Source organism: Pseudenhygromyxa sp. WMMC2535, from assembly GCF_011083025.2.
In genome coordinates this window covers 7,283,482-7,309,066 of sequence record NZ_JABJWV010000001.1, presented here as the reverse complement: position 1 = coordinate 7,309,066, position 25,585 = coordinate 7,283,482, and the positions used below count along the sequence as shown (strand labels likewise).

Sequence of the window (25,585 nt, the reverse complement as noted above, 5' to 3'; positions counted from 1 at the left end):
GAGACAGTGAATCGCTTCGCGGTGGAAGCGCTCGGACTCGGGGCTCACTGTGCTCATGCTCCTCCCAGTCTCGTACAGCCACGGCTCTCATGACAAAAACACGCTAAAGCGCCCTGACTGCACAGGGGTGCAGAAACCTCGAGGGTCCCAGGTGCAGGATCGCCGGTCGCTGACGATCGCGAGGAGAGAGGCGCGTCTCAGCCGAGCCCCCGAGGACCCCCCAGCAGCCCCGCCTCGCGGGCGCGGTGGACCGCCTGGGTCCGGTTGGGCGCGCCTAGCTTGGCGAGGATCCGGTGCACGTGGGTCTTGACCGTGCCCACCGAGATGAACAGCCGCTTGGCGAGCTCGCGGTTGGACAGGCCGATGGCCAGGAGATCGAGGACCTCGCGCTCGCGCTCGGTCAGCGCCTCGAGCATGACTGCGGGTGCCCGGGAGTCCGGCGACGCGGCGTCCTGTACGTCCTCCCCGCCTCGCGGGGCTGACGCGGGCTGATCGCCGAGCCCCGTGGCGCGCAGCGCTTGCATGCGCGCCACCGCGGGGCGCATGTCCGTGCCCTCGAGCACGATCAAGAACTCGTCGAGGGCATCGACGGCCGCGTCCACGGCCCCAGTGGCCGCGCGCGCCCGAGCCAGGAGCTCGGCGCCGCGCACGAGGTAGGCGACGTCACGCAGGATCTTCAGACGCTCGACCCCGGCCTCGGCCTCGGCCAGCGCCTGGGCTGCGTGGCCGCGATCGAGGGCGATCCAGCCGAGGGCGACGCGAGCGAGGCCCGCTGGTGAGCGCTCGCTCTCGCCGCTGCGCTCGGCGTAGACCAGGGCGCGCCGGGCCAGGCGCTCGGCCTCGTCGAGGGCCCCCTGGCGCCGGCGGACCTCGGCGAGGTGAGCGAGGACGATGACATCGGCCGCCTCGTCGACGCGCATCAGGGCCTCGCCCTGCTCGAGCCGCTCGGCGGCACGCTCGAGGGCCGCCGTCGCCACGGCGCCCGGGCCCGCCGCCAGCGCGCGCTCGAGTTCGGCGAGACCCTCGTGCATCCAGTGGGCGGCGTGGGTCATGCGAAGCCCGCGATCGTGGCCGGGCTCCGGGAGCGCGGCGCGGACGGCCTGGGCGAGCTCGATGGCCGCGTCGAGGCGACCCGCGCGGAGCAGCGCGGCGCCGCGCAGGAGCGGCGCCATGCCAGCGAAGACGGCGCGAAGGCCCTCGCCGTCTTCACTGCGCGGCGCTCGGGCGAGGATCGCCGCGGCGCGAAGGCCCTCGCCGTCGTCACTGCACGGCGCTCGGGCGAGGATCGCCGCGGCGCGAAGGCCCTCGCCGTCGTCACTGCACGGCGCTCGGGCGAGGATCGCCGCGGCGCGATCGATCTTGTCGACTCCGCGGTGGAGCTGACCCACGATCACGTCGCACCAGCCATCCAAGAAGAGCGGCGCGGCCCGGCGCTCGCTCAGCGCCGCGGGCAGCCGCGCCAGCCAGGCGCGCACGGTCCCCGTGCGGCTGGCCGCGAGCGCCTCCATCGACCAGGTCTCGAAGTAGCCGGCGATCAGCGCCTCGTCGGCGCTGACCAGAGCGTGCTCGAAGGCCTCGTCGCGCAGCTCCCGAGCGGCGAACCAGCGCGCGGCTCGGCGGTGGCGCTCGGCCAGCCATGCGGGCCCCCGGGCGGCCGCGCGCTGGCGCAGGAAGTCGCGGAAGAGGTGGTGATAGCGAAACCACCGCCCGTGGATGTCCAGGGGGAGCAAGAACAAGTCGGCGCGCTCGATCTCGGCGAGGCCGACGGGCTCCCCTTCCACCACATCGACGAGGGCCGCGGCCAGGGGCGCGCAGACGCGCTCGGGCAAGGCTGTCGCCAGCAGCAGCTCGCGCACCGCCGGGGAGCAGCCCGCGAGGACCTCGCCGAGCAGGTATTCGGCGATCAGGCGATCGCCCCCCCGCGGGAGCGCGTCGGCGCCCCGTGGGAGCGCGTCGGTCTTGCCCGAGCGCAGGGACAAGGCAGCCAGCTGCGCTCCCGCCGGCCAGCCCTCGGTGAGCGCCTCGAGGGCGCTGAGGCCCTCGGCGGACAGCGCCAGGCCCATGATCTCGGCGTAGAAGCGCCCCGCCTCCGCCGACGAGAAGCGCAGCGCCTCGCTCCCGAGCTCGGCGACGCTGCCGGCCGCCCGGCGGCGCGGCAGATCGAGGGCCGGCTCCCCCCGACTGATCACGATCAGCTTGAGGCAGGGCGGCTGGTGATCGAGGAGCCAGGACATCGCCCGGTGCACGCGCGCGTCGGTGATCACGTGGTAGTCGTCGAGGACCAGCATGACCGCCGCGTCCGCGGGGCGCTCCCCCAGAGGGATCACCAGGTGCTCGGCCAAGAGCAGCTCGAGTTCGTCTTGTGCTGGCGAGGCGAGGACCTCGCCGGACTCGCCGCCGATCCCCGGCGCGACGGTGTGCAGGGCCGCCAACAGGTAGGCCAGGAAGCGCATCGGGCTGTCGTCGCTGGGATCGAGGGACAGCCAGGCCGCCGGCAGGCGCGTGTGCTCGAGCCAAGCGACCACCGCCGTCGACTTCCCTGCTCCAGCTGGACCGTTGACGATCACCAGCGGGGCGGCGACGAGCGCGTCGAGGGTCTCGACCAGGCGCGGACGCTCGACGATCCGCGGGCGGGTCTGACGAGCGTGGAGCTTGGTCGGCAGCAAGCCGCGGATCGGGGCTGCCTCGGCCACGGCGTCATCCTAACAGGGGGGTAGACCGACAAAATCTATCTTTGGGTGGACGCGAGCGCCGCCCCGAGGTCCTAGGCTCGATGGGCGATGATCGAGGTCGAGCAGCTCACCTTCACCTATCCAGGCGCGCAGGGCCCAGCCGTCCACGACGTCCAGTTCACGGTCCAAAGCGGCGAGATCTTTGGCTTTCTCGGGCCGAGCGGGGCTGGCAAGTCCACGGTCCAGAAGATCATGACGCGCCTTTTGCCCCTCCAGTCCGGGGAGGTCCGCTATGACGGTCGCTCGCTCCGAACGCTCGACCGGGACTTCTTCGCCGAGGTCGGCGTGTCCTTCGAGCACCCAAACTTGTTCCCGCGCCTGACCGGGCGCGAGAACCTCGAAGCCTTCTTGGGCCTCTACCCGGCCAGGGACGGCGGCCACGAGGATCCGCTGGCCGTGCTCGAGCGCCTCGGCCTCGGTCAGGCCGCCGACAAGAAGGCCGAGGACTACTCCAAAGGCATGAAGCAGCGCCTGGTGTTCGCGCGCTCGCTGCTCCACCGCCCGGCCTACCTGTTCCTGGACGAGCCGACCTCGGGGCTGGATCCCGCGACCGCGCGGGTGGTGATGGCGATCATCCGCGAGCACAAAGAGCGCGGGGCGGCGATCTTGCTGACCTCCCACGACATGCTGGTGGTCGACGGGCTGTGCGATCACCTGGCCTTCCTCCACGACGGGACGATCGCCGCTTGCGACACGCCGCGAGCCCTCAAGCTGCGCCACGGCGAGCGCTCGGTCCGGGTCGAGCACCGCCAAAATGGGGTGCTGACCAGCGAGACATTGTTCTTGGACGACGCCGAGGACCGCCGCTACCTCGGCTCGCTGACGGCCAGCGGCGAGATCGAGACCATGCACTCACAAGAGGCGACCTTGGACACGATCTTCGTCAAGCTCACCGGTCGGGAGCTGGCGGCGTGAGCGGCTCAAACATCCGCGAGCATGGTCGGGAGCGTGGCCGTGGTCGGGCGAGCGCGCTGCGGCGTCTGGCCACGCTGATCCGCCTGGACGCCAAGCACGCCCTGCGCCACAAGCTGGTCCACGTGACCGTGGCCCTCGCCCTGCTCTTTGGGGCGCTGATCGCCTTCGTGCTGCCCGAGCAGCTCGAGCACCAGAGCCACGATCTCCTGCTCGACGCGAGCGAGGGCGGGCGCTTCGCCGCGCTGCTCGACGCGGTCGATCCCAGCCAGGTGTTCACGCAGCGCGAGGCCCTGCGCGAGGCCGTCGCCGAGGAGCCGAGCGCCCTCGGGATCGTGTTCGAGGGCAGCTCGGAGGCCCCGCGGGCCACGGTCTACGTCCAGGGCAACGAGAGCCCCGAGCGCCTCGCGCTGATCGACACCGGCGTGGACGCGATGTGGCGAGGTGCGGCGGGCTCCCCTCCCCTGCCCGCGCCGACGGTCCTCGATCCGGGCGCCCAAAAGCCGGCTTTCGATCTCATGTTCCTGCCGATCCTCTTCGCCGTCGATCTGTGCCTGCTCGGCTTCATGTTCGGCGCGGTGATGGTCCTCCAGGACAAGCAAAGCGGGATCGTGGCGCTCTATCGCGTCAGCCCCGGGCGCGCCCTCGACTACCTGCTCGCCAAGCTGACCGTCAACTTGGGCCTGTCCGCGCTCAACTTGCTGATCTTGGTGGGCGTGGCCGCCCCCGCCCTGCTGCTCGAGCCGCGGCTATACGCGATCGTCTTGCCCTGCTGCGCCGGGATGACGGCCCTGGGCATGGGTCTGGCCGCGTTCTTCCGCGACATCGCCCAGTTCTTCTACCCCATGGCCGCCGTCGGCCTGCTCGCGGCCACGCCGATGTACGTGGTCTTCTCGCCCTCGCCCGGCCTCGCGTGGACGCGCTGGCTGCCCAGCTACCACGCGCTCTTTGGCGCCGAGGCGGTGTTCTTCACCAAGGACGCGGCGGTGATCGCCGCGTCGACGACCTACAGCCTGCTCTTCGCCGCCGCGATGATCTCGCTGTCTGCCCTGGCGCTGCACCGGCGCCTGCTCTCGGAGGCCCCCTGATGTTCGCGCGCATACTCTCCCGCGTTCTGAGCCTGATCGCCAAGGATCTGCGCACCGGCAGCCGCGACCAGCTCATGACCTACATGTTGCTCTCGCCCTTCGTCCTCGGCCTGGGTTTTGCGCTGCTGATGCCGATCCTCGAGGGCGCGGGCCCGCACTTCGTCGTCAGCGAGAGGCTCGACGCGACCTGGGTGGACGCGCTCGCGGCCCACGGCGAGATCGAGCGCGTGGCCGACCGCGAGGCCGTGGTCGCCCGGGTGCTGGACCGCGACGACGCGCTGGGCGTCGCTCAGGTCGATCATCCCGGCGCCTTGCCCGAGGTGATCGTCGAGGGCGACGAAGCCGAGGCTCTGCGCGGGCTGCCCGCGGCGATCCTCGACCACGCCGCCCGAACCCGGGCTGGCGAGGTCCTCACGGCCGTCGAGCGCGTGCCCGTGGACCCCGAGGGCGCCCGGGCCCGCTCCCAGCTCCGGCTGATTACCGCCGCGCTGCTGACCTACGCCGTCAGTGTCGTCGTCGGCGTGATGCTCGGGTTCACGATCCTCGAGGAGAAGACCTCCGGGGTGATCCGCACCTACCTGGTCTCGCCGCTGCGCTTTTGGGAGTACCTCGCGGCCAAGCTCGGCCTCGCGGCGGTGCTCGCCCTCGCCATGGTCGTCCCCGCCGTCGCCCTGCCCCTGGGCCTCTCGGTCGACTGGCTGGCCATCGAGCTCTCGACCCTGGCCGGCCTGCCCTTCGCCCTGTCCATGGGGCTGATCGTCGGCGTGGTCGCCAAGGATCAGCTCGCGGCCATCGCCGCGCTCAAGGCCCTGCTGCCGCTGTGGACCAGCCTGCCGATCCTCGGCTTCGTGCTGCCCCAGCGCTGGCTGTGGACGCAGTGGGCGTTCGCCAACCACTGGACGGTCCAGGCCCTGTTCGCGGCCATGGGCGAGCGCACGGATCCCTGGACGAGCGCCGCCCTGGCCGCGACCACCGGCGTGCCGGTGCTGCTCGCCGTGGCCTGGTGGCTGCGCGGGCGCCTGGGCTACGCGCAGGCCTCCGCCTGATCGGGCTCGCGCTCGCGCGCGTGCTTGGGGACGGCCGGCCTGCGAACACCCAGCCGCGCCAGGTAGGCGTCGAGGGCCCGCTCGTCGCCGATGGCAACCCGCGCCGCCACGAAGGCGTCCGGGCGGACCAGCGCCGCCCCACGACCGACCACGCCATAGGCCGCCGCGATCTCGCCACCGGCGTCACGCCACACGCCCTGCTCGGGGCCCTCGTTGGCCAGCGGCCGCCGAGCGAGGCGGCGCACGCTCAGCCATCCGGCGTGGTGAGCCGCGACTGCATCGGCCCACTTCGCAACCTCGGGGTGACCGTCGTCGAAGACCAGCAAGGTGTGCGCGCGACCCGAGAGCAGCTCGTAGACATGGCCACGCGGCGCCCCCTTGCGATCGCGCAGCGGACAGCAAGGCGCCCGATCTCCGAGCCTCGCGGCCGAGCTCGCCGCGCCCGCGAGCGCGCGATCCAGGCGCTGCGCGAGGGTCGGGCCAATGACCGATGCGTGGTCGTCCTCGGGGGCGAGCGCGGGGCTGCCAGCGTAGCTCAGCGAGAGCTGGGCGCTGTCCGCCGTGTGCCGCAGGTTCAGCGCGCCCAGCTCGAGGCTGCGCAGCTTGGCCCGGGCGAGCTTGCGCAGCGCGGCGTTTCGACCAAAGACCATGCGGGTCAGGCGATCGTTGCCGCGGAACATGCTCAGCACCGCCGGGTGGCGCTCGGCGTGGTAGCTGTCGAGGAGCAGCTCGCTCGTGCAGCCCGATCCCTCCCGCGCCTCGCCCACGGCCATGGCCAGCTTCCAGCCCAGGTTGAGCGCGTCCATGACCCCCGTGTTGAGGCCCTGGGCGCCGATCGGCGTGTTGACGTGGGCGGCGTCGCCAACGAGGAGCACCCGGCCGTGGCGAAAGCGATCGGCGATGCGCTGGCTCGGGTTGTAGCGGGTCAGCCACAGGGGATCGTGCAGGCGCCAGCGAAAGCCCAGGCTCGACGCGATGGCGTCGAACTCGACGAGGCTGGGGGGATCGCCACGCAGCGGCGAGTCGGCGCTGCGCGCCGCGATCACCCGGTAGTAGCCGTCCGTCATCGGCAAGATCACGAATGGGTAGTCCTCGAGCATGAAGGCGTGGCGCTCGTCGGGGGCGAGCTCGAAGCCCTCGATGCGCGCGTCGGCCATGATCCAGTCGTCGCGGTGGCGCTCGCCCACAAAGTCCACCCCCGTACACTTGCGGACCTGGCTGTGGCCGCCGTCGCAGCCAGCCAGATAGGCGCAGCGCACATCGACGAGGCTGCCGTCGGCGCGGCGCAGCTGGGCCTCGACCGCGGCGCCCCGCTGGCGGTAGTCGACCAGCCCCAAGCCGCGCTCGACCACCACCCCGCGCGCGGCCAGGGCCTCGGCGAGCAGGGCCTCGGTCTGGCCCTGATGCAGGTGCAGGTAGAAGGGATAGGCCGTCGGGAGCTTGTCGTAGCGCAGCGTGGTCAGGTGATCCCGACCCACGTGCATGTGCATGACCCCCGCGACCACGCCGGCCGCGACCAGCTCCTCGGCCACGCCGAGCAGATGCAGGACCTCGAGGGTCCGCGGCTGGATGGTGATCGCCTTGGAGGCCCCGGACAGCCCCTCGGCGACGTCGATGATGCGCACGTCCACGCCAGCGCGGCGCAGGGCCAGCGCCAGAACCAGGCCGACCGGGCCGGCGCCGGCGATCAGCACCTCACAGCTGCGCGCGTCGACGGCCGTGCTCGCGGTGGTTGTCGCGGACGTCGTTGTCGTGGACGCGCTCACTGTGCACCTCCGTCCTTGGGCACCCCGACCATCACCGTCAGCTTCGAGCCCAGGGCCCCGGGCAGCGCGTCGAAGCGCCAGTCGAAGCGCCCGTCCACGTCGACCGCCGCTGCCATCGCTCGCCACTCCTCGAGGGTGTAGGCGCGCAGGTGCGAGACCACGCCGTCGAAGACCAGGGCCATGGTGCCCACGGGGGCCAGGGCGCCCAGGGCCACGCGGCGGGCGGTCAGCGGGCGGATGCCGCCCAGGCTCATGCCCACGCATAGCGCCGGAGCGGCGGCGCAAAAGCGCAGGGTCGCCAGCAGCTCGCGCTGGACCGGCTCGATGAACACCAGCGCCTGGGACTTGGCCACGGCGTCGGCGATCACGGCGCGAACATCTGCGGGCTCGAGGTGGTGGATCGCGTTGACGATCACCCGCACGCCAGCCATGGACTCGGGCACGGCGCGGACGTCGACGGGGTCGGCTACGTAGTCGATGCGCGGATCTTCGGCGGCGAGCTCGGCGTAGCGCGAAGGGTTGGGGAAGCGATCGGAGAGCACCAGCTTGGCGTCGCGGTCGAGCTCGCGGACGAGCTGCTGCGCGCCGCCCCCTCCCCCGGCGCAGAGCAGCTGCACCCGATCCGCGCCGATGTCCTCGACGAGATCGGCGACCAGGCGAAAGCCCGGACCATACATGTCGAGGCTCAGGGCCATGTGGTGGAGAAATTCGACCACGGTCTCGCGCAAGGGCGCGGGGGTCCATGGGGCGTCGTTGAATTCGAATAGCTGCAGGCGTGACATGTCGGGTTCTCGCAGTCGGTCTCAGGCCCCGCGTCGGGTGGGGATCCGCGGCGCGCGGCCAGGCTCGAGGGCCGCGCCCAGGGCCGCCGTGATCGCGGCTGCGACGTGGGGCAAGGATTGGGGGTCGTCGATGAAGAAGTGGTCGCCGGGGACCTCGAGCTGCTCGCAGCCCACGGCGCTGTACTCGGGCCAGGTGCGCAGCGAGGCCGGCGGGACGCGGTCGTCGTCGCGGCCGTGGAGCACGGTGATCGGCAGCTCGAGGGGCGGACCACCGCGGCCGCCATCGCTGGACACCAAGGCGAGGTCGGCGAGCACCGCGGGCAACACCGGGCGCAGGTGTTCGAAGCCCCGCTTTCGCTGGTCCGAGAATTCGTCGAGCTCGCGAAAGACCTGCCAAAAGGCGTCGGGGACCTCGCGGCTGCCCGGCGGCGGGATGTCGGGGACGCCGGCGGCCCGCAGCCGCGCGCGCAGGCTGTCGAGGTAGGGGTTGGGCTGGACGTCGGGGGCGGAGAGGCCTCCGATGAACAGGTGCAGCGGCGGGCGCCCCTGAGCCTGGAGGCGACGCGCCAAGGCCAGGGCGATCAGCCCGCCCATGCTCTGGCCATAGAGCGCCAGGGGCAGCCCGTCGGCGTCGGCTCCGATCAGTCCCTGGTCTTCGAGGGCCGGGACGAGGGCGTCGAGGAGCGCGTCGAGATCGGACAGGGGGCCCTCGCCGATGCGAGCCTCGCGGCCAGGGAGCTGCACCGGCCAGACCTCGATGGCCGGATCCAGGCAGGACCAGCGCCGGTAGGCCGAGGCCCCGCCGGCGCCGTAGGGCAGGCACACGAGGCGCGCCCGCGGAGCCTCGCGGCGGGTGACGAAGGCGAACCAGGGGCTGAGTCCACGGCGCGCGTCGGCGCTGAGATTCGAGGTTGGCTGTGCACGCGCCTCGCTCGCGTCCACGCCCGCCAGCGCGAGCAGCTCGTCGACGCTCGGGCCGGGGAGCAGCACCTCCATGGAGAGCTCGCGGCCGAGCTCGGCGCGCAGCGGCGCCAGCAAGCTGGTGGCGACGATCGAGTCCATGCCCAAGGTCCGCAGGGGCTGCCCGGGATCGAGGCTCGCGGGGCTCGTCCCCAGGGCCTCGGCGACCTGCGCGAGGACGCGGGCGCGAACCTGCGCGAACGAGCGCCCTGCCCCATGATCCGACCCCGACCCCGACCCCGACTCCGACTCCGAGCCCGACCCCGCGCGAGCGTCGAGCGTCGGATCCGGCTCATGGGGCGCGTCGAGCAAGCGCAGCGCCCGGGCGCCGAGGCGACGCAGACGCATGTCCCCGACCTCGAGCACGAGCGCCCCGCCAGCGTCGAAGAGCTGGAGTTCGACGCCCAGCAGGTCCTCCCCCGGGCGCTCGGGCAGCGCCCGCAGCCGAGCCGACGCCACGGGGCCATCAGTCGAATCTGCCGTCGGCGTCGATGCTGGGCGACGCCAAAGCCGGACGCCGTCCATGGCCACCACCATGAAGCGCATGCCCGGCTCGAGGCGATCGGCGGCCGCCAGCGCGACGAGCTGGGCGCAGGCATCGAGGATCCCCGGGTGAAAGCCCAGCCCGGCGGCCGCGCGAGGATCCCAGGCCGTGAGCGCGCCGGCCTGGGGATCCGCGGCGAAGCTCGCCTCCACGACCCCGCCGCCGCTGCGCGCCGACTCGACCCAGCGAACGCTCGGCCCGAGGTCGAAGCTCAGCGACTCGAGCGCGGCGTAGAAGGCCGCGCGGGGCCATGTCTGCGCGCCGGCGAGGGTCGGCGTTGCATCGGCCGCGAAGCTCCGGGCTGCGGGGGCGTAGCGACCCTCGACGTGGAGGGCCCGCGGCGCCTCACCGACCGGGCCGCTGCGCAGCGACCAGCGGCCGCGAGCGTTCCCCTCGCCCCCCTCGCCCCCCTCGCCCCCCTCGCCCCCCTCGCCCTCGAGTACGACCTCGACGATTCGCGCCTCCCCCTCCCGCAGACGCAGCGCCTGCGTGAAGCGCAGCTCGTCCAGACACAGGCTGTCGGTCCCCGTCCACTCGCGGATCACCCGGGTGACGAGCTCGAGGTGATGTCCGATGTGCGCGACGCCATGGTTGTCACCCAGCTCGGGCAGCGCCGCGTGGGACAGGCGATGGCGCGAGCGGGCCGTCCGCGCGCCGGCCTCGAGCCCGCCCAGCTCGAAGTAGGGCCAGTCGAGGGACGCAGGCTCCTCGGCCGAGACCGCGGCCGGAGCCGCGGCGATCCAGTGGCGCTGGTGCTGAAAGGGATAGCCAGGCAGCCCCTCGCAGGCGCCGGTGTCCGCGCTGAAGCAGCCCGCCAGCGCCCTCGTCGGCCGCAGCCCCAGGACATAGAGCTCAGCGAAGAGCGCGACGAGTTCACAGGGATCGTCGAGGCCGTCGATGACCACGCGCAGGACCCCGTCGACGCGCTCGACCCTCGCGCCGCGGTGACCGATCCCCGCGGCCCTCGCTTTGGACGGCGCGCCACAGCCCGTCAGCCCCCAGGCCGCCAGCTGCGTCGACAGCCGCTGATCCGGGCCGAGGGCGAGGGCCTCGGTCAGCGTCCGGACCTCACCGAGCACCAGCTCGACCTCACCGAGGCCGTCGACGCCAGCGCGCGGGCTGGTCCACAGCCGCGGCTCGACACGCTCGTCGATCAGCGCGCGAAGCCCCGCGATCAGCGCCTCGCGGCGCGTGCCGACGATCGCCGCGCGGTGGCGCAAGTGGGCGCGCGCGACCATGTTGGCGGCGCACAGCAAGGCCAGCTCGCCCTCGTCTCGGACCCGCTCGAGCCGGTCGAGCCAGCGCCGGGCGAGCTCGCGCAGCGCCTCCTTGCTGGCGGCCGAGAGGCACAGCAGCGGGCGCGCGGCCATGGCTCGAGATCCCCCAGAGGTGAGGACGGGCGCGGGCGCCTTCGTGTCGGCCGCCACGACCACGTGGACGTTGGTGCCCGAGAAGCCAAAGGCGCTGACCCCCGCGATCCGCCGCTCGGCGCTCGCCCATGGCCGGGTGCGCCTGGGGATCTCGAGGCCGGCGGCGTCGAGGTCGATCCGCGGGTTGAGCTCGCCCAGCGCCGGCTGGCCGAGGACCTCTCCCCGCTCCACACACAGCGTGGCCTTGATCAGCCCAGCGATCCCGGCGGCGGCCTCGAGGTGGCCGAGGTTGGTCTTGATCGCGCCCACGGCCGCGCCCTGATAGACCTCGGCGATCGCCCGCAGCTCGATGGGATCGCCCAGCGGCGTGCCGGTCCCGTGGGCCTCGACGTAGCCGACAGCCGCCGGATCCACGCCAGCGCTGCGCGCCGCCTCCTGCAAGAGCGCCCGCTGAGCCTGGCCATTGGGCACGGTCAGGCCGCCGCTGCTACCGTCGTGGTTCGCGGCCGAGCCCAGCAAGAGCGCCCGCACCGGGTGGCCGAGGCGCCGCGCGTCGGCGAGGCGCTCGAGCACCACCACCCCGCAGCCCTCGCCGCGGCCGTAGCCATCGGCGGCGGCCGAGAAGCTCTTGCAGCGCCCGTCGGGGGCCAGCGCGCCCATGCGCGAGAGCGCCACGAAGGTCGCCGGCGAGAGCATCATGTTGGCCCCGCCGACCACGGCGAGCTCGATCTCCCCGCAGGCGAGGCTCTGGCGGGCGAGGTGCACGGCCATCAGCGAGGACGAGCAGGCCGTGTCCACGGTCAGCGCGGGGCCGTGGAGGCCGAGCACGTGGGCTACCCGACCCGCCGCCACGTTGGTCGCGGTCCCCGTGGCCGTGTAGGCCCCGAGCTGATCGGCGCGCCGGGGGAGCTGGGCGTACTCGGAGCCCGTCAGCCCGACGTAGACGCCCACGTCGCGGCCGCCGAGGCTGTCTGCGGCCACCCCCGCGGACTCGAGGGCCCGCCACGAGACCTCGAGGAGCATGCGCTGCTGGGGATCCATCTCGGCCGCCTCCCGCGGGGAGATGCCGAACAAGCTCGCGTCGAAGTCGGCGGGGTCCTCGGTCAAAAAGGCCGCCGCCTGGGCGTAGTAGCGACCGGCCTGGTCACGCTGCGGGCTGTAGTAGCGCTCGTGATCCCAGCGCGCCGCGGGGACCGGACCGCTGACGACGCGACCATCGGCGAGCAGGCGCCACAGCGCCTCGGGAGTGTCGCAGCCGCCGGGGAAGCGGCAGGCCAGGCCGACGATGGCGATGGCGTCCTCGGGGTCCTCGACGCGGATGTCGGTGTCGGTATTGGTGCCAGTATCGGTAGCGGTAGCGCCAGCTGGGGGTCCCTCGGACACGGGCGGCGCATCCAGGAGCCGCCTGGCGATGCGCTCGCGGTGGCCAAAGAGCACGCAGGTCTGGGCGTGGCGCGGGCCTGAAGCGCCCGCCATCGTGGCCTCGAGCAGATCGAGACCCACCGCGCTCGGCATCGGCACGAGTCCGCCGCGGTGAGCCATGAACGCCAGGATCTCCTCGCTGACCTGCATCCCGCCTTCGGCCCACAACGGCCAGTCGATCGCCAGGCTCCGCCCCGCGCGATCGCCCGCGGCCACGGCCTGGGCCCGCGCGCGCACGAAGCCGTCGAGGTAGGCGTTGGCGAAGGCGTAGTCGCTCTGCCCCGCGTTGCCGAACACCCCCGCCGTCGACGCGAAGCAGACGAAGTGCGTGAGCGGATCGTCGGCCGTGGCCTCGTCGAGGTTGTGGACGCCCGCCAGCTTGGGCTCGAGCACGGCGCGGGCTCCCTCTGGCGTCTTGGTCTGGATCAACCCATCGCGCAGGCAGCCAGCGGCGTGGATGACAACCGCGACGCCACCGAGGCGCGCCCTGATCTCTGCCAAGGCCGCGTCCAGTCGCGCGCGCTCGCCCACGTCCGCCTGGACCACGAGGACCTCTGTCCCCACGGCGCGCAAGGCCGCGATCCGCTGGCTGGCGGCCGCGCTGGGGGCCGAGCGGGCGAGCAGCGCCAGGCGAGCGCCGCGGCTGGCCAGGCGCTCGCCGACGAGCAGCCCGAGCTTGCCGGTGCCCCCCGAGATCAACACCACGGCGCCGGGCTCGAGCACGGGCAGCGCGGGGACCTCGAGCTGGTCGCCAGCCAAGAGCGCGCGACGGCGACGCTGTCCACCCACGAGGCACAGCTCGTGGGTGACCTGCGCCGTGCAGGCCTCCGCGAGGATCGCCTCGGCGAGGCCCGGCAGGTCGCCTCGCGTAGCCGCGTCGACGCCGAATGCCCGCCAGCGCAGGCGGGGGCTCTCCATCGCTGCCGCCCGGGCAAACCCCGCGAGCGCGGCGGCCGTGGGTCCAGGCTCGCCCGACTCGTCGAGCGCATGCAAGACGACCAGCTCCACGCGGCGATCCGCGGCGAGGATGACCCGCGCCTGGGCGAGGGAGGCCTCGAAGCGGGCCTGCGCGGGCAAGGAGCGCGCGTCGATGAGGACCAGCGCCGCCTGGGTATCCGAGGCGAGGCGGCGCTCGAGTTCAGCTGGCGCGAGGTCTTGGAGGTGCTCGACCCGGCGGCTGCTAGCGGCGTCCGAGAGCGCCCGACACAGGGCCTCGCTGCCGCCAACGAGGACACAGTCGAGCTCGCGGCGCTCGCCGCCTTCACCCTCGGGCTCCAGCGCCGCGGGGACCCAGCGCGAAGCCGCGAGCAGGAGCTCGGGCGCCCCATCGCTGCGCTCGCCGCCGTCTTGGCCGGGCAGCTCGGCTCCCGGCGCCCCCTCGCCCGAGCGCGCGTCGAGCTGCTCGGCCAGGTGCTCCGCGAGCGCGCGGATCGAAGGATGATCGAACACCAAGGTGGCGTGCAGGCTCAGATCCAGGAGCTGCTCGAGACGCACGACCAGGGCCGTGCTCTGCACGGACTCCATGCCCATGGCGAACAGGCCGCGGCGCGGGTCCGGGGTCTGCCCGGGCTCGAAGGCCAGGATCTCGGCGACGACCGCGGACACGAGGCGCTCGCAGGCCGCCGCTCGCTGACCCGGTGCAGCTCGCAGGGCTCGCCGCGTTGCGTCCGCGATCGAGGCGCCCCCTGCCTCCCCTGCGTCACCGGCCGCGCGGGTCGAGCTCGACTCGGGCTTCGACTTCGGCTTTGGCTTCGGCGGTGCTTCGGCCAGCCAGTAGCGCTCGCGCACGAAGGCGCGGACCGGCAGGTGAACCCGCCGTCGGGGCCCGGCGAAGTAACGCTCGACCAGGGGCTCGGCGAGCGGGCCGCCGGCGAGCCAGCCCTGCACGAGGCGACCTCGCTCGCTCGTGTCGGCGATCTCGGGCAGCTCACCGCCGGCGACGAGCTCGTCCAGGCCCGCGAGCAGCTCGTCGAGGTCTGCGACGCACAGCGCCGCGCGGCGCTCGTGGGCGACACGCCCGACCGCCAGGGTGTAGGCGAGGTCTGCGAGCAGCTCGCGGGCGCTCCCTTGCCCCGGCAGCTCCCGCAGCTCCCGCAGCTCCCGCAGCTCCCGGACTTTGGTCGCAAGCGCGCCGGCATAGGCACGCAAGTCGGCTTGGCTGCGCGCGGAGATCAGCACGAGCGCATCGCCGCTGGCCGCCCCCTCCCCCGCACGTCGCGGCCGCTCGGGGGCCTCCTCGACCACCAGGTGCACGTTGACTCCGCCCGCGCCAAAGCTGCTCACCCCCGCGCGCCGCGGCTGATCCACGACGCGGCGCGTCCACGGCGCGAGGCTGCGCTGAAGCGCCAGCGGCGTGGCCGCGAAGTCGATCTCCGGGTTGACCCGATCTGCGTGGAGCAGGCTCGGCGCGAGGGTCTGGTGCTCCAGCTGGAGCATGACCTTGTGCAGCGCGGCGATGCCCGCGGCGGCCTCGAGGTGGCCAATGTTGGCCTTGATCGAGCCCAGCGCGCAGCGCCCTGGCGAGCCCGAACCCGAGCCGCTCACGCGCGCCGTGACAAAGGCGTCGTCGAGGCCAGCGACCTCGATGGGATCGCCGAGGCTCGTGCCCGTGCCGTGGGCCTCGATATAGCCGAGGCTGTCCGCCTCGATCCCTGCTCGCTCCCAGGCCGCGAGGATCACCTCGGTCTGCGCCACGGGGTTGGGCACGGTGTAGCCGAAGGTCTTGCCGTCGCAGTTCACCGCCCCGCCCTTGATCACCGCATGGATCGCGTCGCCGTCGCGCAGCGCCGCGGCCAGGGGCTTGAGCAGCACGGCGCCCACGCCCTCGCCGGGCACGTAGCCGGTGCCCCCCTCGCCAAAGCTGCGGCAGCGCCCGTCGGCCGCGGCGAAGCGGTTGGCGCAGAGCATCAAGTACTTGTTGGGATGCAGCGAGAGGTTGACCCCGCCAGCGATGGCCAGCTCGCAGGCGCCGCTGCGCAGGCTCTCGCAGGCCATGTGCACGGCGTTGAGCGCCGCCGAGCAGGCCGTGTCGATGGTCATCGACGGCCCGCCGAGGCCCAGGCTGTAGGACACCCGGTTGGCGATCGAGAAGGTCTGCGTGTTGTAGGGCGTGCGCTCGCCGCGGGCGAGGTTGGCCTCGGCCGCGAGGCTCGCGTACTCGTTGTAGCTCGCGCCCACGAACACGCCGACCTTGGCCCGGCGCTCCCCCGTGCGTCCGCTCGCGCCCTTCACCGCGTTCGCCTCGGCCAGCCCCTGGGGCGTGTAGCCGGCGTCCTCGAGGCAGGCCCAGGCTTGCTCGAGGAAGAGCCGCTCTTGCGGATCCATGTAGCGCGCGAGCCAGGGCGCGACCTCGAAGAGCGCCGCGTCGAAGCGGTCGACCTCGGGCAGGAAGCCGCCCCACTTGCAGTAGATCCGCCCGGGCTTGGGCTCGGGATCGTAGTAGTCGGCCATGTCCCAGCGCGTGGCGGGGACCTCGGTGATCGCGTGGCGACCGGCGGCGATCAGCGTCCACAGGGCGTCGAGGTCTTCCGCGCCGGGGTAGCGGCCGCTCGCGCCGACAATCGCGATGTCCTGCGGACGGACGGCCGCCTCGGCGAACGCCGACCCCTCGGGCACGGCCGCCCCCTCCTCGCTCGCCGCGGGCAACGAGCGGCCCCGCGCCACGAGGTAGTCCGCCAGCGCCGAGAGGGTCTTGTACTTGTAGAACAAGGTCGCCGGGAGCGCCCCGTAGCGCGCTCGCAGGGCGTAGTTGAGCTCGAGGATCAGCACCGACTCGAGGCCGTAGCGATCGAAGTCCGCGTCGAGCTCGATGCGCGCGCGCGGGACCTTGGCCACGCGCTCGAGCAGCGCGCACAGCTCGTCGATCACGGTCGCGCGGGTCAGCCCCTGGCCGGCCTGTGTCTCACGCACTCCGGGGCGCGCCTCGGGGCCCTGCGCGACCACGGGAATGGGCGCGGGCGCTGCTGGTGCGAGCCCAGCCAGCCAGTAGCGCGTCGCCTCGAAGCGCGGCTCGGGCAAGCTCTCGCGCCGCGCACGGTAGCCCGCGGGCGCCTCCTCGAGCACGACGTGGGCGTTGACGCCACCAAAGCCAAAGGAGCTGACGCCCGCGCGCCGGGGGCCCCCGCAGGTCGGCGCCGGCCAGGGCCCAGTGCGCTCGGCCACCCGCAGCGCCGAGCCACGGCGCAGCTGCGCGGCGATCTGGGGGTTGAGCGCGTCGAGCTGGGCCTGGCCGGGGATGGTCTGGTGCTCCAGGCACAACACCGCCTTGATCAGCCCAGCGATGCCCGCGGCCGTCTCGAGGTGACCGATGTTGGCCTTGACCGATCCGAGGGCGCAGTGGCCCTCGGGCGCGGCCTCGCGCCCTCGCTCGCCGTGCAGGCTGGCAAAGGCCTCGTGCAGGCCGCGGATCTCGATCGGGTCGCCCAGCGGGGTCCCGGTGCCGTGCGCCTCGATGTAGCCGACGCTGATCGGATCGACCTCGGCGTCGCGGTAGGCCGAGATCAGCAGCTGCGCCTGGGAGCGCGGGTTTGGGGCCGTGAGCGCGTTGGCAAGGCCGCCGTGGTTGACCGCCCCGCCCTTGATCACCGCGCGGATCGGATCGCCGTCGCGCATCGCCTGGCTCAGGGTCTTGAGCACCAGCGCGCCCACCCCCTCGCCGCGCACGTAGCCGTCGGCGCCCGCGTCGAAGCTGCGGCAGCGACCCCGGGGCGAGAGCATGCCCGCGCGGTCGAAGCTCACGCTGAGATAGGGGTCGAGGATCAAGTTGACGCCGCCGACCATGGCCAGCTCGCAGCGGCCGCTGCGGAGGCTCTGCGCGGCCTGGAGCACCGCCACGAGGCTGCTCGAGCAGGCCGTCTCGACCGCGAGGCTCGGGCCGTGGAGATCGAGCAGGTAGGAGACGCGGCTGGGGAGCACCGAGTGCGCGCGGCCGAGGATCGACTGGGCCTCGGCGGGGATGCCCAGGGCCCGGGCGCGATCGTGGTAGTCGCTCGTGCCCACGCCGATGAACACGCCGGCCTCGCTGCCGCGCAGGGACTCGGGGGCGACCCCAGCGTCGGCCAGGGCCTGCCACAGGACCTCGAGCATCAGGCGGTGCTGGGGATCCATCCACTCGGCTTGCTTGGGCGAGATCCCGAAGCGCGCGGCGTCGAAGCGGTCGACGTCGGTGATGAAGCCGCCCCAGCGCGCGCGGGTCTTGTTGGGCGCCGCGAGGGCGTCACCGTCGAGCGCCCGCCAGTCCCAGCGCGCCGCCGGGACCTCGGTGATCAGGTCGCGGGCCGCGGCCAAATTATCCCAGTAGTCGCCCAGGCTCGGCGAGCCGGGGAAGCGGCCGCTCATGCCGATGATCGCCAGGTCCTCGGCGCGCCCGCTCGGCCCTCGCTCGAGCGCCGCGCTGCCCTCGATCCGGACCGACGCCGACGCGGGCCGGGGATCCGGCGAAGGCGTGGGCCGGGCCCCGCCGAGCGCGGTGATCATCTCGACGACCTCGAGGATCTCGCCCACGCCAAACAGGGCCGCCGGGGCCAGCTCGACACCAAAGGCCGCGCCGAGGCGCTCGGCGAGTTCGACCACGGAGATCGAGTCCACGCCGTACTCGCGCAGGGCCGCCTTGGGGTCGATCTCGTCGGCGCGCATGCCCAGCACCGACGCGGTGATCTCCCGGACGCGCGCGATGGCCTCGCCGGCGTCATCTCCCCCTACCTCGGGCTGCACCGCGACGACGCCGCGCGCCCCCACCTCGGTGAGCTGGCGGGTCGGTCCCAGCCGCGACGCGCCCAGCAGCGACGCCAGCTCCCCGAGGCTGCCGAGTTCGGCGATGCGCAGGGCGGTGAGCGGCCCCTCGCACTCGTCTTCCAAGGCGGCCGCGAGGCGATCGAGGGCGGGCGCGTCCAGGCCCAGGCCCTCGGCGTCGCTCTCGAGGTCGACCTCCCGCGGCGCGACCTCCAAGATCGCAGCCAGGGCCGCCTGCACCCGATCCGCCCGCGGGTCTACGGCGCCAACGACGGGCCCCTCTCCCGCGTGGCTCGCCGGGTCGTCTCCCGAGTGACTTGCCGCGCTCGTAGCCCGTCCGCGCGCGGGCGCCTGCGACTGCGGATCCCCATCGCGTGTCGAGACCGCCCCCTCGCGCAGCTCCAGGGCCGCGTCGATGCGCTGGCGCTCCCCCGCCATGTAAGCGACGACCGGCGCCGGCGCGACCAAGGCCGCGGCCATGCATGCCAGGCCCTCGTCGCGCGCCAGCGGCCGCATGCCCAGGCTCCGCGCGAGCATGGCCTCGACCTGCGCGTCGACCCGCATGCCGCCCTCGCGCCACAGCGGCCAGGCGATCGACAGGCTGAGGCCCCGGGCCTCGCCCTGGCGGGCCTCCATGAGACGATCGAGGTAGCGGTTGGCGCAGGCGTAGGCGGCCTGGCCGGGGTTGCCGATCATCCCGGCGATCGACGAGAAGCACACGAAGGCGCGCAGGGGCAGGCTGCGCGTCGCTCGGTCGAGCCAGCGCGCGCCGAGCAGCTTGGGCGCGAGGACGGCCGCGAAGGCCGCGCGATCGCTCCCGTTGAGCAGGCCGTCGCGCAGCACCCCGGCGGCGTGGATCACCGCGTCGAGGCGCCCGTGGCTGGCGAGCAGCTCGGCGACGAGGGCCTCGACCGCCTCGGCCCGGGCGATGTCGACGCGGCGATAGATCAGCCCGGGCACGTCCTCGCGCAGCTCGGCCAGCGCGTCGGCGATGGCGAGGGGATCACGGCGACCCACGAGCACGATCGTGGCCGCCTGCCCGCGGACATCGGGGCGGCCGAGGGCGCGGGCGAAGAGCCGACCCAGGCCGCCCATGCCGCCGGTGATCAGGCAGACCTGGGCCCCGCGCTCGCGCCCAAGCGTGCGCTCGGCCAGCTCGTCTGCCGCGCGCGGATCGATGGGCGCGGCGGCGATCGCCAGCCGCCGCAGGCGCTCGCGGCGATCGCCAAGCCAGCGCAGCGGGGCGGGATCGGGGGCGACGGCGAGCTCGGCGAGGATCCGCGCCGGGGCCTGCGGATCGCCGAGCTCCATGGCCAGGGTCGAGGCCCCGCGCAGGCCGTGGTGCTCTCGACCGGCCGTGCGCAGCAGCCCCTCCACGGCCGCGTGCACGGCCTCGCCCACGGGGTGCAGGTAGCAAAGCCGCAGCTGCGAGGGCGCGCGCGCAAGCCAGGCCTGGATCAGCGCGAAGACGCTGTAGACCCCGGCCTCGAGCTCACCCGCGAGGCTGCTCTCGCGCTCGGGTCGGGCCCAGGCGAAGAGCGCCGCGACCGGGCGGGCGTCGGCGCGGTCGAGGGCGTCGAGCAGCGCGCCGAAGTCCTCGCCAGCGCCCGGGCGCAGGGCGTAGCGATCGCGGCCGTGGGCGGCGAAGCTCGGCCCGGGGACCACCGAGATCAGAGGCCCCGAAAGCGCGCCGGCGAGCCGCGTCGAGAGCGGGCGGTCGCCGGCCTCGAACACCAGCACGGGCCCCTCGGGGAGCGGGGCTTTGGCCTCGCTGGCGAGGGCCGCGGGCAGCCAGCGCTCGCAGACCTGACGGACATCCCCGCCCTCGAAGACCGCGCCCTCCCCCGAGCTCGCCTGGGCCTGGGCCGGGGCCGGGGCCGGAACCGGCCGCAGCGCCGCGCGAGTGAAGGTCTGCCGCGCGCGGGGCAACGCCTCGCTCAGCTGAGGGCGCAGCTCCACGCCACGCAGGCGCGCCCAGACCTGCCCGCTCTCGTCGAAGAGCTCGCCGTCGAAGCAGATCCGCGCCGACTCGTGTGAGCACACGCGAAGGTGCACCCACGCGTGGCTCGGGAGCGCGACGCGCTGAGCCGCGCCGGCGAGGCTCAGCGCGGCGACGCCCTGGGGCAGCCAGCGCGCCCGATCTGCGCGGACCTCCGCGAGGGCGCCGCTGACCTGCAAGACGCCATCGAGGGCGACGCACAACGCCAACGCGCGGCCCTGTGGATCCCGGCTGGCGTCGGTCGAGCCCGCGCTGAGGTCGAGGCGCGCGAGGGCCTGCCCAGGACCTGCCCAGGCCGCGGCGACGACCCGCAGGCGCCCGCCGTGCTCGAGCCCGCTCGCCTCGAGGGCGGCGTAGCAGTCGGCGACCGAGACGGGCTCGGCGCAGCGCTGGCGCAGCACATCCAGCTCGGGGACGGCCGATGTCTGCGCCTCCTCCGGCGCCTGGGGTCCCCCCTCGAGCCGCGCCTCGGCGCAGCGCGTCGAGCCCGAGCGCACCGACGCGCGCCCGCCTGCGAGCTCGATCTCGACGCTCGCGCAGCCGTCGTCGTCGGCGACGATCGGCCGAGTCCAGCGCAGCTCGCCGAGCTGGACGGCTCCCCGGCGCTCGCCTGCGGGCTTCGCCAGCGACGCCGCGGCGAGCATCATGGCGGCGCTCACCACCCCCGGGAGCACCGGCCTGCCCCCGACGCGGTGCGCGGTCAGCAACCAGTCTCGCGCGTCGAAGTTGGTCTCGAAGCGCGAGCCGCTGCCGAGGCGGCGATGCACCAGCGGGTGCAGGCGCGCCTCGGGCAGCCAACAGCGGCGGTGAATGAACGGCCAGCTCGGCAGCGAGCAGCGCCGCGGCGGGTCCGGCCACGAGATCGCAGGATCGACCTTCGCCCCCGCCACGAAGGCGCGCGCGAGCGCGTCGAGGGCCGCCCGATCCCCGCTCGCGGCGAGGCTCTGGACGCGACGCTCGGGGCCCGCGACCTCCCGACGCCCGGGCGATCCCCATCGCCAGCGCGGATCCTGGAGATCCGCCAAAGCCGCCCGCAGCTCGGTGAGCGTCTCGACGACGATCGCCGCGCGCACGCCCGCCTGGCTGCGGCCCGCGGCCAAGGTGAAGGCGACCTGCGTCAACGAGGGCGCGTCGCCACCCGCGGCGAGGGCCTCCAGCCGCGCGGCGAGCCGGGCCAGGCCGGCGCGCAGCTGATCGTCGCTGCGCGCCGACGCGATCACCAGCTGTGGCGTGGCCGCGCCGAGGCGCCGCGCCTTCGCGTCGACATACTCCTCGATCACGAGGTGGGCGTTGCTGCCCCCGGCCCCAAAGGAGCTCAGGCCCGCCCGCCGCGGAACGCCCGGACGCGCCGGCCAGGGCGCGAGGGTCCGCTGGACGGCGAAGGGCGAGCGCTCGAAGTCGATGTGCGGGTTGAGGGTCCCCGCGTGCAGCGAAGGCGCGAGCTGCCCGTGGCGCAGCTGCAAGATCAGCTTGGTCAGCCCGGCGATCCCGGCCGCGGCCTCGAGGTGGCCGAGGTTGGTCTTGATCGATCCGATCGCGCAGCGCGAGGCTGCGCCCGCCCGCTCGGGCCGGCGCTCGAGCGCCTTTTCGAGGCCGCGCAGCTCGATGGGATCGCCGAGGCTCGTGCCCGTGCCGTGGGCCTCGACGTAGCTCACGCTGTCGAGCTCGACGCCCGCGTCGGCGACAGCGGCCGCCACGACTTGGGCCTGGGCGTCGGGATCGGGCACGGTGTAGCCGTTGGCGCGCCCGCCATGGTTGAGGGCGCTCCCGCGGATCACCGCGAGGATCGAGTCGCCGTCGCGCTGCGCGGCAGCGAGCGGCTTGAGCAGCACCGCCCCGGCCCCCTCGCCGGGGACGTAGCCGTCGCCGCCCTCACCAAAGGCCCGACAGCGCCCGTCCGTGGCCAGCATGTTGTTGCGGGTCAAGAACTCGTACTTGCTCGGGTGGATGATGAGGTTGACCCCGCCGGCCAGGGCGAGCTCGGCCTGTCCCCGACGCAGGCTCTCGCAGGCCAGGTGTAGGGCGGTCAGCGAGGACGAGCACATCGTGTCCACGGCCAGGCTCGGGCCGCGAAGATCGAAGTGATGCGACACGCGGTTGGCCACGGAGGAGGCGAAGGACATGGGCGTCAGCGAGCCCTCGCCCCGCGCGCGACGCAGCGCGTCCCCTTCGATGCCCAGGGCCTCGTACTGGCCCCACATCACCCCCACGAACACCCCGACCGCGGCGCCCGCCAGGGCCTCGCCGCCGTAGCCCGCGTCGACCAGGGTCTCGGCGGCGACCTCGAGGAAGACCCGCTCCTGGGGATCCATGAGCTCGGCCTCGCGCGGGGCGATCTGAAAGGCCACGGGGTCGAAGCGATCGATCCGCGCCAGGAAGCTCCCCCACTTGGCCCGGGCGAGCTTGCCCTGGGGGTCCGCTTCGCAGCGGGCGGCGTGGTCCCAGCGCGAGGCCGGAATCTCCTCGATGCAGTCGCGCCCCGGGGCGAGGACCTCCCGCCACAGCGCCTCGACGTCGTCGGCGTGGGCGTAGCGGCCGGCGAGGCCGATGATTGCGATGGGGCCACCAGGCGCCTCGCCTGCGGTGGCTCGCAGGGGAGCGCCCTGCTCGTTGGCCGCTCCCCTGGCTTGGACGGGAGCAGTATCGGTAGCAGCCCCCTCGGCGCGGAGCCGCTCGGCGTGGGCCGAAGCCACGAACGCCGCCAGCGCGGCCACGCTGCTGTGCTCGAAGAGCAGCGTGGGATAGAGCTGTACGCCCAGCGCCTCTCCCAGGGCCACGCTGACGCTCAGCAGGGCCGAGGAGTCCAGGCCCAGGTCATAAAAGTTGGTCTTCGCGTCGAGCCTCGCGGGCTGCTGCTCGCCGAGCTCGGCAGCCAGCAGCCCGCGGATCAGCGCCTCGGCCCGCGCGCGCGGGTCAGCGTCCCCCTCGCTGGCATGTGCGACGCTGCGGCCACGGCCGGCGGCCGCCTGCGTCGCGGTCGAGACATCGGCATCCGCGGCGACCCCGGGCGCCGGCGAGAGCTCGGCATGAACCAGGCGCTCGAGCAGCTGCGGCGAGCGGATCCGCTTGGTCGTGAGCCCATCGAAGCGCGCGAGCAGGCGTCCGCCCCGAGGCTCGCGCAGCTCGATGTCGCAGACGAATACGTCCTCCCCCAGGACGCAGCGCTCGCGCGCGACAAACACCTCCACCGGCCCACGAACGGGCGCCCAGGCGCGAAAGCGCCGGACATGGATCGGGATGAAGGGCCGCAGGCCGTCCTCGTGGCCGCGCATCACCGCCAAGAAGGGGATCAAGGTCGCGCTGTCGAGGCACGCGGGGTGCAGCGCGAAGCTCTCGGCGTGGGCCCGCGCCCTGGCGCTGGGGTGGATCTGGGCGACGAGGGCGTGTTCGTGGACGGCCACGCTGCCCTCCCCCTTCATGAACTCGAAGTGCTCGATGGACACGGCCCGCGCGTAGGCGTAGGCCGCGTCGAGATCGAGCTCTTCGACCAGGGCGCCGAGCTTCGACGTGGCCGGCTCGGCGCCCGCGTCATCGACCTGCGCGCACAGGCGGGCGACACAGCGGAAGTTCTCCCGCGTGTGCTCGTCGCTGTCCGCGGTCCGTGGCGACGGCCAGCTCAGGCCCTCGACCGCCCAGCCGCCCTCGCCCTCGCCCGCGAGCGCCGAGAAGCGCAGCTCGATCGTCCGCCCCTGCTCCCGCGACACCGCCACCGGCTCGGAGAAGAGCACCTCGGACAGGGCGACCTCGCCCACGCTCACGCCTCGCCCGGCCAGCGCCCGGTGGACGAGATCGAAGAACACCACCCCCGGGAGCACCCGGACGCCGTGGACGCGGTGATCTCGAACGATCAGATCATCGAAGTCGACGCTGACGCGGCAGTGAAAAGAGGCCAGAGGAACGAGCGAGGAGGTTGTCATGAGCGCGAGGAGAGCGGCGAGAGAAGAGAGCGTTCGCAGCGGCCTGGGCGAGCGCCCGAGACCGCTGCCAGATCGGAGCTGCCAGGTGGGGTCAGCCCCAGGCCACCGGCAGGCTGGTCAGCCCGCGGAAGCTCAGGTTCATGTTCCAGTCCGCGGGCGCGTCGGGATCCTTGCGGCGAATCCCCGGGATGCGCTCGAGCAGCACCTTGTAGGCCACGGGGATCTCGGCGCGAGCCAAGAACGCCCCCGGGCAGGTGTGGATGCCCCCGCCGTAGGCCAGGTGGGGGTTCTTGGCGCGGTGGAAGTCGAGGCGGTCCGGGTTCTCGAACACCTCGGGGTCGCGGTTGGCCGCGGCGATGAAGGGCATCACCCCCTCGCCCTTGGCGATCTGGCGCCCGCGCAGCTCCATGTCGCAGGCGGCGATCCGCGTGGGGCACTGCGCCGGCGAGGTGAAGCGGGCGATCTCCTCGACGGCCTGCTTCATGATCTCCGGGTTGGCCGCGAGCTCCTCGAGGCGCTCGGGCTGCTCGAAGAGCGCGAGCATCCCGTGACCCATGACGTTTTGCGTGGTCGTGTGCCCGCCCGCGAGCAGCAGCACGAGCTGGGCGATGACCTCCTCGAGGCTGAGCTTGCCGCCCTCGCGCCATTCCTTGACCAGATAGGACACGAAGTCGTCCTTGGGCTGCTTGGTGCGGTCGTCGATGACCTGCTCGAGGTGCGCGGCCATGGACCGGCAGGCCTCCTGTCCGGCGAGCATCACGTCGAGGTCGTCGACGCGGCCGGCGGACAAGGCGATGTGTACGCCCCAGGCCTTGAAGGTCGGCAGCTCCGCGCGATCCATGCCCAGGATCTCGGCGAAGATGATCGCCGGCAGCGCGAAGGCGTAGTCGTTCATGAAGTCCATCTCGCCCTGGTCGTGGACGCGATCGATCAGCCAGTTGGCGGTCTCGTGCGCGCGGGCGTGGATGTCCCCGAGGCTGTCGGGGTGGAAGGCCCGGTTGATCAGCCCGCGCAGGCGCTTGTGCTCGGGGTTGTCCTTCATCACCGCCCACATCGAGAACATGCGCACGAGGTCGTCGAGGTGCTCGCGGAAGTCGGGGCGGACCACGAAGGTCTCGCTGCTCTGGTTGGAGAAGCGCGAGGCGTCGCGCAGGCCCGCGCTGACGTCGTCGTAGCGAGTCAGGACCCAGTGGCGGGTCTCCTCGCTCCAGTAGACCGGCGAGCTCTCGCGGATCTGCGCGAGCAAGGGGAAGGGATCGCGGTGGAATTCCTCGCTGAGGATGTTGACGTGGATGTTCTGCTGCTTGGACATGGTCT

At 73.3% G+C, this 25,585-nt stretch carries 8 protein-coding genes; 3 read left to right on the top strand and 5 right to left on the bottom strand.

Annotated elements, in window-relative coordinates; genetic code table 11:
* Nucleotides 1-197 precede the first annotated feature (197 nt).
* Nucleotides 198-2,693, bottom strand: a complete 2,496-nt coding sequence (locus G6O69_RS42405; RefSeq protein WP_172306596.1) for a LuxR C-terminal-related transcriptional regulator — start codon at nt 2,691-2,693, stop codon at nt 198-200.
* 87 nt (nt 2,694-2,780) lie between these two features.
* Between G6O69_RS42405 and G6O69_RS28290 the strand changes: the two genes are divergently transcribed.
* The 3 genes from G6O69_RS28290 to G6O69_RS28280 are packed head-to-tail and all read left to right on the top strand — an operon-like array spanning nt 2,781 to nt 5,778.
* Nucleotides 2,781-3,647, top strand: coding sequence for an ABC transporter ATP-binding protein (locus G6O69_RS28290; RefSeq protein WP_172306595.1), 867 nt, complete (start codon nt 2,781-2,783; stop codon nt 3,645-3,647).
* Nucleotides 3,644-4,732 (top strand): ABC transporter permease, encoded by a 1,089-nt coding sequence (locus tag G6O69_RS28285; RefSeq protein ID WP_172306594.1) that lies wholly within the window; start codon nt 3,644-3,646, stop codon nt 4,730-4,732. Before G6O69_RS28290 ends, G6O69_RS28285 begins: the two co-directional genes overlap by 4 nt.
* Nucleotides 4,732-5,778, top strand: coding sequence for an ABC transporter permease (locus tag G6O69_RS28280; protein WP_172306593.1), 1,047 nt, complete (start codon nt 4,732-4,734; stop codon nt 5,776-5,778). The genes G6O69_RS28285 and G6O69_RS28280 overlap by 1 nt, the downstream gene beginning before the upstream one ends.
* Here the strand turns inward: G6O69_RS28280 and G6O69_RS28275 are convergent.
* From G6O69_RS28275 to G6O69_RS28260, 4 genes are all read right to left on the bottom strand, one after another.
* Nucleotides 5,757-7,544, bottom strand: a complete 1,788-nt coding sequence (locus G6O69_RS28275) for an FAD-dependent monooxygenase (protein WP_172306592.1) — start codon at nt 7,542-7,544, stop codon at nt 5,757-5,759. The genes G6O69_RS28280 and G6O69_RS28275 overlap by 22 nt on opposite strands.
* Nucleotides 7,541-8,326 carry a hypothetical protein gene (locus tag G6O69_RS28270; protein ID WP_172306591.1) on the bottom strand — a complete coding sequence of 262 codons (786 nt, stop codon included), beginning with the start codon at nt 8,324-8,326 and terminating at the stop codon, nt 7,541-7,543. Before G6O69_RS28270 ends, G6O69_RS28275 begins: the two co-directional genes overlap by 4 nt.
* Before the next feature lie 21 nt (nt 8,327-8,347).
* Nucleotides 8,348-24,268: an SDR family NAD(P)-dependent oxidoreductase gene (locus G6O69_RS28265; RefSeq protein WP_172306590.1), complete on the bottom strand. Its 15,921-nt coding sequence runs from the start codon at nt 24,266-24,268 to the stop codon at nt 8,348-8,350.
* A gap of 91 nt (nt 24,269-24,359) precedes the next feature.
* A complete protein-coding gene (locus G6O69_RS28260; protein ID WP_172306589.1) occupies nt 24,360-25,580 on the bottom strand; it encodes a cytochrome P450 in 1,221 nt (406 codons plus the stop codon).
* Between the last annotated feature and the right edge of the window lie 5 nt (nt 25,581-25,585).

What these genes read in the sequence shown, in the direction of transcription:
- G6O69_RS28290 (WP_172306595.1), top strand. Translation starts at nt 2,781, where the DNA reads ATGATCGAGGTCGAGCAGCTCACCTTCACCTATCCAGGCGCGCAGGGC.
- G6O69_RS28280 (WP_172306593.1), top strand. Translation starts at nt 4,732, where the DNA reads ATGTTCGCGCGCATACTCTCCCGCGTTCTGAGCCTGATCGCCAAGGAT.
- G6O69_RS28270 (WP_172306591.1), bottom strand. Translation starts at nt 8,326, where the DNA reads ATGTCACGCCTGCAGCTATTCGAATTCAACGACGCCCCATGGACCCCC.
- G6O69_RS28265 (WP_172306590.1), bottom strand. Translation starts at nt 24,268, where the DNA reads ATGACAACCTCCTCGCTCGTTCCTCTGGCCTCTTTTCACTGCCGCGTC.
- G6O69_RS28260 (WP_172306589.1), bottom strand. Translation starts at nt 25,580, where the DNA reads ATGTCCAAGCAGCAGAACATCCACGTCAACATCCTCAGCGAGGAATTC.